Genomic DNA, 11,317 nt, shown 5'->3' with positions numbered 1-11,317 from the left:
CCTGGGTAAATCGCTTCCGTGATGCGGTCATGCTGATCTCTACTTTCGGTAGACCCTCATTTTATGAGGGCCCACTGTCCGAGATCTCCGCGGCAGCTCGGTCACCGATGCTGATCCACGGTGGCGGAGCTCCGATCGTTGTGGGGCACCAACGGGAAGCGCTATGTCGCTTCGGGTGGGGCGAGCTTCATCGGCGATGAGACTTACCCGCGCACAGTGACGGAGAACTTCCACACCACTCTTCCGGTGTCAGTCATGATGAAGCATTGGCTCGCGCGAGTCCAGGAGGAATTCATCGTCAGGCGTTTAGTGTTGCACGCGGACTGCGAGCCGAAGTCCGTCGGGTACAGGTAGGTGTATCCCGCAGCCTGCGCTGGCGCCGCCACCGCAACACCTCCAGCGGCCAGTGCGATCGCTGCCGCAAAACCAGCCATTGCCTTCCGATACGTCTTAGACATCTGCCCCAACTCCCCTATCCGACGAATGCGGACAGTCTAAGCACCAAACCGTGCGAAGGCCAAGCACCAGGCGCACCAGCAGCGCGCAGGCCGCAGGCAGCCGAAGGTAGTTACTGGTGGACGTGCAGGCGCCGGGCAGCCTCGGAGATGGAGCCGGTCAGCGACGGGTACACGGTGAACGTGCTGGCCACATCGTCAACGTGGAGCTTCTGCTTGACCGCAATAGAGATCGGGAAGATCAACTCGGACGCGTTGGGGCCAACCACCACCCCGCCGATGACGGTTCCGGAGCCCTTACGGGCAAAGATCTTCACGAATCCGTCCTTGTGGTTGCGCATCTTGGCCCGGGCGTTGCGGCCCAACTGCACCTTGACGACGTCGCCCTGGTACTTGCCGGAGTCAATGTCCGCCTCGGATACACCCACGGTGGCGATTTCCGGAGAGGTGAAGATGTTGGAGGCCACCTGGTGCAGCTTGAGCGGCGTCACGCCGTCGCCCATGAAGTGCGCCACAGCGATGCGGCCCTGCATGGCAGCCACCGAAGCAAGCGGCAGAACACCCGTGCAGTCACCGGCGGCGTAGATGTTCGGCGCAGTGGTCCGCGAGACCCCGTCCACCTTGATGTGTCCGCTCTCATTGACCGCCACACCCACCTCTTCGAGGCCGATTCCTGCCGTGTTGGGAATGGAGCCAACGCAGACCAAGCAGTGGCTGCCAGTCACTTTGGAGCCATCGCCCAGTGTCACCACCACGCCGTCGCCCACGCGCTCCACGGATTCTGCGCGGGAGCGGGACAGCACGCGGACGCCGCGGCGTTCAAAAACGCCTTCCAGAACGACGGCGGCATCCACGTCGGAGCCGGGCAGCACCCGGTCGCGGCTGGAAATCAAGGTGACCTTGGCGCCCAGGCCGTTGTAGGCGGAGGCGAACTCGGCACCGGTCACGCCGGAACCAACCACGATCAAATCCTCGGGCAGCTCTTCGAGATTGTAGATCTGGGCCCAGTTGAGGATCCGCTCACCGTCAGGGCGAGCGGTAGGCAGCTCGCGCGGGTGCGCTCCCACAGCCAGCAAGATAGTGTCCGCTTCAACGGTTTCCGTACCATCCACCGTCAGGACCTCAATGGTGTGCGGGTCCACCAGGCGGCCCGAACCGGTGATCACCCGAACGCCTTGGAGCGCCAATCCGTCGGTAATGTCCTTGGACTGGCTGCGGGCAAGGTTCAGCAGCCTGTCATTGATGTGCTTGAGGTCCGCGCGCATCACGGGGGCCACGTCGCCGCCGTCGACGTCGAATTTCACGCCGAGCTCGCCAGCTTCGGCCACGCGGGTCATCAGGTCAGCCGTGGCAATCAAGGTCTTGGACGGCACCACGTCGGTCAGCACTGCCGACCCGCCGAGGCCGGCCCGTTCAACGATGGTGACCTGCGCTCCCAGCGCGGCGGCCACGGACGCAGCTTCATACCCGCCAGGACCACCTCCAAGGATTGCGATCCGGGGTGCAGTGAAATCTGGGTGCGTAGTCACAAGCAATCATTGTCCTCCCTCAGGTCCAGAGGTCCAAAGAAGGAGACGCGGACCATATTGGCCCAAACGCTGGGCGCATCCGGTGGAGCAGGATAGCTTTGACCAGTGAGTACAACAGACTTTGAGACCACGGATCCCTTCGCCGCCGCCCAGGCCGCGGCTGACTACATTGCCCACGAGACCGATGTGGAGCGCCATGACGTCGCTCTTGTCCTCGGCTCAGGCTGGGGCGAGGCCGCTGACCTGATTGGCGAAACCACCGCCACCCTGACCGCCGAGGAAGTCCCCGGCTTCCACACTCCCGCCGTGGTGGGCCACACTGGCACCATCCGCTCCGTCCGCACCAGCGACGGCAAGCGCGCACTCGTCCTGGGCGCCCGCACCCATTACTACGAGGGCAAGGGCGTCCGCGCCGTAGTCCACGGCATCCGTACCGCCGCCGCAGCGGGCTGTAAGACATTGGTCCTGACCAACGGCTGTGGCGGACTCAACGAGGACTGGGCGCCGGGCACCCCGGTACTGATCAGCGACCACATCAACCTCACCGCGGCGTCCCCCCTTGAAGGCGCTACCTTCGTCGACCTCACCGACCTTTACTCCTCGCGTATCCGCGCCCTCGCCCGCGAGGTGGACCCATCCCTGGACGAAGGCATCTACGCCCAATTCACCGGTCCGCACTACGAAACACCGGCAGAAGTGCAGTACGCCAAGCGGATCGGCGCTGAACTGGTGGGTATGTCGACGGCGTTGGAGGCAATCGCCGGCCGGCATGCCGGGATGGAAGTCTTTGGTATCTCTTTGGTCACCAATCTCGCCGCCGGCATCAGCCCGCAGCCGCTGAGCCACCAGGAAGTCATTGAATCCGGGCAGGCCGCCGGACCGCGGATTTCCCGGCTCCTGGCGGACATCATCGCCAAACTCTGAGGCGGCACGCCCCGATTCCGGCCCATGAAACTACCAGTACGGGCCGGAATCTGGGCGTGCGGTGGCTGTAACAGGCTGCCAATGACGATAGCTTTAAGCCCATGACCTCCGTCGATGCCGAGTCCCACCTGTTCACCGCAGCCCGTGACTGGGCCGCCTCCGATCCGGATCCCGTGACCGCTGCCGAACTCCTGGAACTGATCCAGCAGGCCGAAGACGGCGTCCCCGCTGCCCGGCAAGAACTGACGGACAGCTTCCGCGGCACCCTGCAGTTCGGCACCGCAGGCCTACGTGCCGCCCTCGGCGCTGGACCCAACCGGATGAACCGGGTGGTGGTGCGCCGCGCCGCAGCAGGCCTGGCGGCTTTCCTGACCGAGACGGTCGCTGCCGCTGCGCCGGGGAGCAGGCCACGCGCCGTCGTGGGCTACGACGCCCGCCACAACTCAGACATCTTCGCCGCCGAAACCGCCGCGATCTTCACCGCCGCGGGTATTGAAACGTTCCTCTTGCCGTCCGCCCTGCCCACTCCCCTGCTGGCCTACGCCGTCCGGGCGCTGGACTGCGACGGCGGCGTGATGGTCACCGCCAGCCACAATCCGCCGCAGGACAACGGCTATAAGGTCTACCTGGGCCGGCACGCCGTCCCAGCCAGCGGCGCGGGCGCGCAGATCGTCGCTCCGTACGATGCTGCCATCGCTACCCAGATCGACGCCGTGGGCACCGTCGACAGCATCGCCCTGGCAGCCGACGGGTGGACCGTCCTCGGCTCGGACGTTGCCGCGGATTACCAGGCCGCCGTCGCTGCCCTGGCCCATCCCGAGCACTTTCCAGCCCGGGACCTGCGTATCGTCCTGACGCCCATGCACGGGGTGGGTGGCGAGACGGCGGTGGCTGTCCTCAATGCCGCAGGTTTCACGGATGTCACCGTGGTGGCCGAACAGGCAGAACCGGACCCCGACTTCCCAACGGTCAGCTTCCCCAATCCGGAAGAACCTGGCGCCCTGGACCTGGCGTTGGCTGCCGCGGAACGGCTGGACGCCGACGTCGTCCTTGCCAACGATCCCGACGCCGATCGGGCTGCTGTCGCTGCCAAGGACCCGGACACCGGGGCGTGGCGCATGCTGCGCGGCGACGAGGTGGGGTCGCTGCTGGGCGCCCACGTGGCAGCCCGGGCGGCTGCTGGGAACGAATCACCAACGAATAGTGACCAGGACAGCGCGATCACGGGCGTCTTTGCCAACTCGATCGTGTCATCCCGGCTGCTGGCCCGGATTGCCGCGGCGGCGGGCTATCAGCATGAAGAAACGCTCACCGGATTCAAGTGGATCTCCAGGGTTCCCGGCCTGACATACGGCTACGAGGAAGCCCTGGGCTACTGTGTGGCACCGGATCTGGTGAAGGACAAGGACGGCATTTCCGCTGCGGTCTTGATTGCGGAGTTGGCCGCCACCGCCAAGGCCGAGGGCAAGACGATCTTCGATACCCTCGACGAGCTCTACCTCCAGCACGGCTTGCACGCCAGCGACCAGCTCAGCATCCGGGTGGGCGACCTGGGCCTCCTGGACGCGATGATGAACAGGCTCCGAGTCTCACCGCCGGAGTCGTTTGGCTCCTCCGGAGTGGAAACCTACACCGACCTGGCCGTGGGCACCCCCCAATTGCCGCCCACGGAAGGCCTGCTGTACATCACCCGCAACCTCACCCGCGTGATCATCAGGCCCAGCGGCACTGAACCCAAGCTCAAGTGCTACCTCGAGGTGATCCACCCGGTGGAATCTGCCGCCGAACTGCCCGCCGCCCGGCAGGCCGCACGGGCCGCGCTGGACGAGACCCTCCGCGATGTCAGTGAAGCGCTGGGACTCTAGAGCACTACCTCAACAAACCCGTCCACCAGGCGGGTGCCAAACGTGGCCAAAGCCAGCTCCGGGCTGGTGAAGCACGTGCCGCTTTCGAGGTCGTAGACCTCCTTGTGCAACGGTGAGGCGATGGTGGGCCGCTGCCCACGTGAGCCGAGGATGCCCCGCGCCATGACCTGCGCTCCCGTGGCAGGATCCTGGTTGGCCACGGCAAAAACCTCCGCAGCGCCGACTCGGAAGAGGGCGATCTGTTGCCCGGCCACCAACGCCGCCTCGCCCCAGGCGAGTTCGAGGTCCGCGACCGCGCAAATCCGCCGCCACGAGGCACCTGCCGGAGTGCCGGCGTCGTGCGTTGCAGCAGCCGTTCCCGCGCCGGCCAAGCCACCGGCGAGCGGCCCCATTTCAAGTGTTGCCGTCATGTCCGGCTCCTCTCCCTCAAGCGTGCGTCGATTGGTCGCGGATGCGAAAAGCAGCCATGAACCACGCTAGGCAGGGGGTGTTTCTCCTGGGTACGGGAAATGTGTCGGCCGGGTAAAAGGCGTCTCACTGCGCCCGACACGCGATCGTGATGCAGAAGTTAAGTTGACGAAACATAAGGGACATTGAAGCGAAACTGCAGCTTCCTAGGGTGGAGGGAAAGATCGAGCAACATGGCCGCGGACCATCAGGACCGCGGCCCCTGCGAAAGGCCCAGCAGTGACCGAACAAACTTCCCGTCCAGAAGCGCCACACCGCATCGTCGTGGTTGGCGGCGGTCCGGCTGCCCATCGCTTCGCCGAGGCCATGCACACCCGGGGACTTGATGGCTGGCAGCTCACCGTCCTGGCCGAGGAAGCCCACCTCCCCTACGACCGGGTGGCCTTGTCCAAAGCGCTGACCGACAAAGACGTGGACCTCACGCTCGGCCACGCCAGCATGTGGGAGCACCCGGCGCTGACGTTGCAGACCGGCGAGCGCGCCGTCTCGATCGACACCGAGGCCAAGACCGTTTCCACCGCCGCCGGTTCCACCTACGCCTACGACCACCTGGTGGTTGCTACCGGGTCAGATGCTGCCCGGCTACCCATTCCCGGCGCCGAGCACACGCACGTCTACCGCACGCTGGAAGACGTCTGGGCCATCAACCAGGCCATCGCGGACCTCACGGTGAAACTGGGCCGGCAGGTCAATGCAGTCACTATCGGCGGCGGTCTCCTGGGCCTGGAATCGGCTGCCGGCACAGAGCAGTTGGGCGCGAACCCCATTGTCATCAACGGCTCACAATGGCTGATGAGCACCCAACTCGATCAGGGTGCGGGGCAGGCGCTGGGCCGCTTGATCGAGGCCAAGGGCTTCACGTTCCACGCCGGTGTGTATCCCGCCGAGGTGGTGACGGACGACGGCGGCCAGGTCACCGGGGTCTTGATGGCTGACGGCCGCACCGTCGCCGCGGACCTGGTGGTGGCAGCCATTGGGGTGCGGCCCCGGGACGAACTCTTCCGCGCCGCGGACGCCGAGGCCCAACAGTTCAGCCTGGGCCCTCGCGGTGGGGTGGTCATCAATGACTACTGCGCCACGGAGGTTGACGGTATCTGGGCCATCGGCGAGGTCGCCAACTTCGAAGGCATGTGTTTGGGGTTGGTGGCCCCCGCCAACACCATGGCGGAAATCGTGGCCGATCGGCTGCACGGCGGTGCCGCTACCTTCCCCGGTTTCGACACTGCCACCAAACTGAAGCTGTCCGGCGTCGACGTAGCCAGCTTCGGCGACGCCTTCGCCCGGACCGAGCACTCGTTGGAGATCGTCTACGCCGACCCTGCCCGGGGTGTCTACCAGAAAATTGTCACCACCGATGATGCCAAGACCCTCCTGGGTGGCATCTTCGTTGGCGACGCCACCCCCTACACCGCCCTCCGGCCCATGCTGGGCAGGGAGCTCAGCGCCGAACCCGGCGCCTACCTCTCCGCGGCTGGCGGTGGCGAGGCTCCGGACACCGAACTCCCCGACGATGCCACGCTGTGTTCCTGCAACAACGTTTCCGCCGGCAGCATCCGCGACGCCGTCAACGGCTGCGGCACCTGCGACGGAAACGCCCCCGTCCGGGAACTCGGCGAGCTCAAGGGCTGCACCCGGGCCGGCACCCAGTGCGGCTCCTGCGTCCCCATGCTCAAGAAACTGCTGGAAACGGAACTGACCAAATCCGGCGTCGAGGTTTCCAAGGCCCTGTGCGAGCACATCGAACTCTCCCGGCAGGAACTGTTCGAGACGATCCGCGTCCTGGAGCTCAGCTCCTTCGAGGAAATCATGGCCAGGTACGGCACAGGTGCTGGCTGCGACATCTGCAAGCCCACCATCGCGAACATTCTGGCCAGCCAAAACAGCGCCTACGTGCTGGGGGCAGGTCGCGGTACCCTGCAGGACACCAATGACCGTGCCTTGGCCAACATGCAGAAGGACGGGACCTACTCGGTGGTCCCGCGCATCGCTGGCGGCGAGATCACCCCGAAGAAACTCGGTGTGATCGCCGCCGTGGCGGAAAAGTACAACCTCTATACCAAGATCACCGGCGGCCAACGGATCGACATGTTTGGCGCCCGGCTCGAAGAGTTGCCGGAGATCTGGAAGGAACTCGTGGACGCCGGCTTTGAATCGGGGCAGGCCTACGGCAAGAGCCTACGCACGGTGAAATCCTGCGTCGGATCCACGTGGTGCCGGTTCGGGGTCCAGGACTCCGTGGCCATGGCCATCGCTTTGGAGCTGCGCTACCGCGGGCTGCGCAGCCCGCACAAGCTCAAGATGGGCGTGTCCGGCTGCGCACGGGAATGCGCCGAGGCCCGCGGCAAGGACGTGGGAGTCATCGCCACCGCGGACGGCTGGAACCTGTACGTGGGCGGCAACGGTGGCGCCACGCCAGCGCACGCCGAGCTCCTGGCGAAGGACTTGGACGACGAAACGCTGATCAAATACATCGATAGGTACTTTATGTACTACATCCGGACGGCCGACCGGCTCCAACGGACCGCCAGGTGGCAGGAAGAACTCGACGGCGGCATCCGCCACGTGGAAGACGTGGTGGTCAACGATTCCCTGGGCATCGCCGCGGACCTCGAAGCGGCCATGGCCAAGCACGTGGACACCTACCAGGACGAATGGGCTGACACCTTGAAGGACCCGGAGCGGCTCCGCAGGTTCCGTTCCTTCGTCAACGCCCCGGACCAGAAGGACGATTCCATCACCTTTGTTCCCGACGAGCGGGGCCAGATGCGCCCCGCCACCGCCCAAGAGAAGGCACGGGTCCTGATCGGTTCCAGCATCCCCGTCCGATCCAGCAACGCAAGCGAGGGATAGCCCATGCAGCTCAGCATCGATCTCACCGGCCAGCACGTCCTGGTGACCGGCGCGGCCACGGCTGCCCGGCAGGCCATCAAACGCTACGAGTCAGCCGGCGCGGTGGTCTTCCACCTGCCTGTCCCAGCGTATCTGGGCCCCGGCGCCGGGTTGCCGGCCCGTCCCTTCCTGGTGGCAGCGGTCGACGACGGCCAGCCCGGCTGGGAGCCGGTCCTTTCCCGTTATCGGGCGGCCGGCGTCCCCGTGGCCAGCGAACCGGCCGCTGGCGCGGCGGGCCACGTCACTCTGGTGGGCGGCGGCCCCGGCAGCACCGACCTGCTGACCCTGGCGGCTTTGAAGGCGCTGCGCGACGCTGACGTGGTGTTTTACGATCGCCTCGCTCCTTACCAGGAACTGCCGGTGCTGACCACCGCCAGACTGGTGGACGTGGGCAAGAAACCAGGCCACCACAAGGTGAGCCAGACGGACATCCAGCAGTTGATGGTGGATGCCGCCCTGGCCGGAAACAACGTGGTCCGGTTCAAGGGTGGCGACCCCTACGTCTTTGGTCGTGGCGGCGAGGAAGTAGCTGCCTGCGTGGCGGCAGGCGTCAAAGTCCAGGTGATCTCGGGAGTGACCAGCGCCATCTCCGTGCCGGCCGCCGCTGGGATCCCCGTGACGCACCGCGAGGTCAGCCACATGTTCACCGTAGTCTCCGGGCACGCTCCGCTGACCGCCGACGAGCACCGGCACCTCACCGGCCTGGGCGGAACCATCGTGGTGCTGATGGGCATCGGCACCCTGCACCAGCTGGCTGCAGGCCTCCGCCAAGCGGGCATGCGCGCCGACATGCCCATGGCGGTGGTGGAACGGGGCTACCGCCCTGGCCAGCGAACCACCTTCGCCAACCTCGGCACCATCACCTCCGCAGCTGCCGGCTGCAGCAACCCGGCCGTCCTGGTCATCGGCGAGGTGGTCCGGGTGGCCGCAGCCAACAACGGACACGCCCAGGCCACTGCCGAATTCGACCTGCTCGCAGCGTCGCTGCTGGGTTCGTGAAAGGATTGTCCCCCATGAATGCCGTCGCACCCAGTGAACCCGTCCAGGCCGACATCAGGCCCGACGCCGGGGAGTCACCCCTGGAGGGGTTCCGCATCGGGGTCACCTCGGACCGTCGCTCCGGAGACCTCATCGATGCCTTGGAACGCCGCGGCGCCGAAGTCCTGCACGCTCCTGCCCTCAAGATCGCGCCCGTCCAGGAGGACATGCGCCTGATTGAGGACACCCGGGCCATCATCGCCGCCAAGCCTGACCTCTGCGTGGCCACCACCGCCTACGGCATGCGTCGCTGGTGCGAGGCCGCAGACACCTTCGGGATTGGCGAGGAACTCCTGGCAACGCTCGGCGCGTGCCGCATGTTCGTGCGGGGACCCAAAGCGCGCGGCGCTGTCCGCGCGGCCGGGCTGGCCGACGTCGGGATCAGCAGCGACGAAACCACCGCCACCCTGGTGGACATGCTCCTGGCAGAAGGAGTGCGAGGCAAGACCGTGGCCGTGCAGCTGCACGGTTACACCGACGTCCGGCAGCTCGAGCGGCTACGGCTCTCCGGCGCCACCGTCCTGACCGTAACGCCGTACCGTTGGGTGCGGCCGGAGGGCGAAGACAAACTCCCCCGTCTTATCGAGGCCGTCATCAGCGGAAACCTGGACGTCCTGACGTTCACCAGCGCCCCTGCCGTCGACGCCCTCTGGAGCACAGCCCACGAAATGGGTGCTTACAAACAGCTCGTCGCAAGCCTGAAGACCACTGTGACCACCGCCGTCGTGGGCCCCGTAACCGCGCAACCGCTCCTTGACGCCGGAATCAGCCCGCTGGTCCCGGAACGGTTCCGGATGGGAGCCCTGATCCGCTTGGTCACCGAGCACCTGGCCCTGAACCATGTGCGTCGCCTGGAGACCAGCAGCGGCAGCGTCGAACTGCGTGGCCGGATGCTGCGGATCGACGGCGAAGCTGTTGAGCTGGCGCCAGCGCCCCTGCTGCTCCTGCGGGCCCTGCTGGGTGCGGGCGGTGCTGTCCTGTCCCGGGAATCGCTGTCCCAACTGCTGGAACTGCGCGGCTCGGTGCATGCCTTGGACATGACCGTGAGCCGGCTGCGCTCGGCCCTCCCGGACGGCAAACTTGTGGAGACGGTGGTGAAGCGGGGCTACCGGATCCGGCTCTAAGGTGGTGCGCGGCATTGGTTATGTGTCCGGTAGCCGTGGAGTGAGGTGTGGGTCACCCAGTTTGTTACCGGCTGGTAAATACTGGTGATCATCGGTGCGCAGAGCGGCAATGGCGGGGAAACACAGCGGTAAAAACAGTTCCCTAGGCTGGGGTCATCAGCTTGTCACGGCCAGCATTGAAAGGGCTCTCATGTCCGCTCCGGCGCCCCACCCGTCCACCACCTCCGCTCCCCGCATCGTCATTGCCGGTGCCGGACCGGCCGCCCAGGCCCTGGTCCGGCAGATCAGCAACAGCCCCTTCACCGGTTCCATCACGGTGCTCAGCAATCTGGACGACACTCCCGCGGAACTGATCGAACTGGCCTTGCTGCCGCAGGTCTCGGTCCGCTTCGGCCAACCGGCTAGCCATGTCGACGCCGAACAGCGCACCGTTGCCACCGCCGACGGCTTGGAGTTTGGCTACGACCACCTGGTCATCGCCACCGGGTCCGCGCCGGTGTCAGCGCCGGTCGAAGGCGCAGCCGAGTGCCTGAGCTACGCCACGATTGACGACGCCAGCCGCATCGCCCAGGCAGTTGGCGAAGTCACCAAGGAACTTGGCCGGCGGCCCCTGGGCATCCTGGTGGGCAACGGTGCAGCCGCAGGGCAGGCCGAGGCGGTACTCCGTGCCCGCGGCGTGCGGCCTATCCGCACCACTGCCCGGCCAACCGCCGTGATACCGGGCGTGCCCGGCTCGGGGGCGCCGACGTCGGCCGTCATTTTCGCGGACGGCAGCAGCATGAACGGCGACCTAGTGGTCCTCGCCGAGGACCGGGTGCCCCGGGACGACCTCGCCGCCAGCGCCGGCCTCAGGACGGCAGCCAGCGGCGGAATCGTCATCAGCCAAGACTTCCGGACCTCTGTCCCGGGGATTTGGGCTATTGGTGACGCTGCAGCGTTCGACGGCGTTCGGCTGGGACTGGTGGTGGCCTCAGCCTCCGCAGCAGGCGCCTGCGCCACCCAGTTGTTGACTGCCGCCTGATGCC

The 11,317-nt window shown here is 66.3% G+C and carries 9 protein-coding genes; 6 read left to right on the top strand and 3 right to left on the bottom strand.

The features are described from left to right. Positions 1-203: 203 nt before the first annotated feature. The gene (locus PSET11_RS10105; RefSeq protein WP_124091974.1) at positions 204-458 is read right to left on the bottom strand and encodes a hypothetical protein; all 255 of its coding nucleotides are present in this window, start codon (positions 456-458) and stop codon (positions 204-206) included. A gap of 110 nt (positions 459-568) precedes the next feature. Further along, complete coding sequence (locus PSET11_RS10100; RefSeq protein ID WP_124091973.1) at positions 569-1,984, bottom strand: NAD(P)H-quinone dehydrogenase; 1,416 nt, start codon at positions 1,982-1,984, stop codon at positions 569-571. A 105-nt stretch (positions 1,985-2,089) separates the two neighbouring features. Between PSET11_RS10100 and PSET11_RS10095 the strand changes: the two genes are divergently transcribed. Further along, positions 2,090-2,908, top strand: a complete 819-nt coding sequence (locus tag PSET11_RS10095) for a purine-nucleoside phosphorylase (protein ID WP_124091972.1) — start codon at positions 2,090-2,092, stop codon at positions 2,906-2,908. A 101-nt stretch (positions 2,909-3,009) separates the two neighbouring features. Beyond that, entirely contained in the window at positions 3,010-4,773 is a 1,764-nt protein-coding gene (locus tag PSET11_RS10090; protein ID WP_124091971.1) for a phospho-sugar mutase, read from the top strand. Here the strand turns inward: PSET11_RS10090 and nirD are convergent. After that, the gene (gene nirD / locus PSET11_RS10085) at positions 4,770-5,183 is read right to left on the bottom strand and encodes a nitrite reductase small subunit NirD (protein WP_124091970.1); all 414 of its coding nucleotides are present in this window, start codon (positions 5,181-5,183) and stop codon (positions 4,770-4,772) included. The genes PSET11_RS10090 and nirD overlap by 4 nt on opposite strands. A 277-nt stretch (positions 5,184-5,460) precedes the next feature. Here nirD and nirB point away from each other — a divergent pair, with 277 nt between their 5' ends. From nirB to PSET11_RS10065, 4 genes are all read left to right on the top strand, one after another. Next, on the top strand, positions 5,461-8,091 hold the full coding sequence (gene nirB, locus PSET11_RS10080; RefSeq protein WP_124091969.1) for a nitrite reductase large subunit NirB: 2,631 nt from the start codon (positions 5,461-5,463) through the stop codon (positions 8,089-8,091). Positions 8,092-8,094: 3 nt separating this feature from the next. Further along, the gene (gene cobA / locus PSET11_RS10075) at positions 8,095-9,129 is read left to right on the top strand and encodes a uroporphyrinogen-III C-methyltransferase (protein ID WP_124091968.1); all 1,035 of its coding nucleotides are present in this window, start codon (positions 8,095-8,097) and stop codon (positions 9,127-9,129) included. Between the two features lie 14 nt (positions 9,130-9,143). Beyond that, positions 9,144-10,292, top strand: a complete 1,149-nt coding sequence (locus PSET11_RS10070) for a uroporphyrinogen-III synthase (RefSeq protein ID WP_124091967.1) — start codon at positions 9,144-9,146, stop codon at positions 10,290-10,292. A gap of 190 nt (positions 10,293-10,482) precedes the next feature. Further along, on the top strand, positions 10,483-11,313 hold the full coding sequence (locus PSET11_RS10065; protein ID WP_124091966.1) for an FAD-dependent oxidoreductase: 831 nt from the start codon (positions 10,483-10,485) through the stop codon (positions 11,311-11,313). The last annotated feature ends 4 nt before the right edge of the window (positions 11,314-11,317 follow it).

Origin of the sequence: Arthrobacter ulcerisalmonis, from assembly GCF_900609065.1 — a bacterium.
Classification (GTDB): domain Bacteria; phylum Actinomycetota; class Actinomycetes; order Actinomycetales; family Micrococcaceae; genus Arthrobacter; species Arthrobacter ulcerisalmonis.
This window is presented reverse-complemented; position numbering and strand designations above follow the sequence as displayed.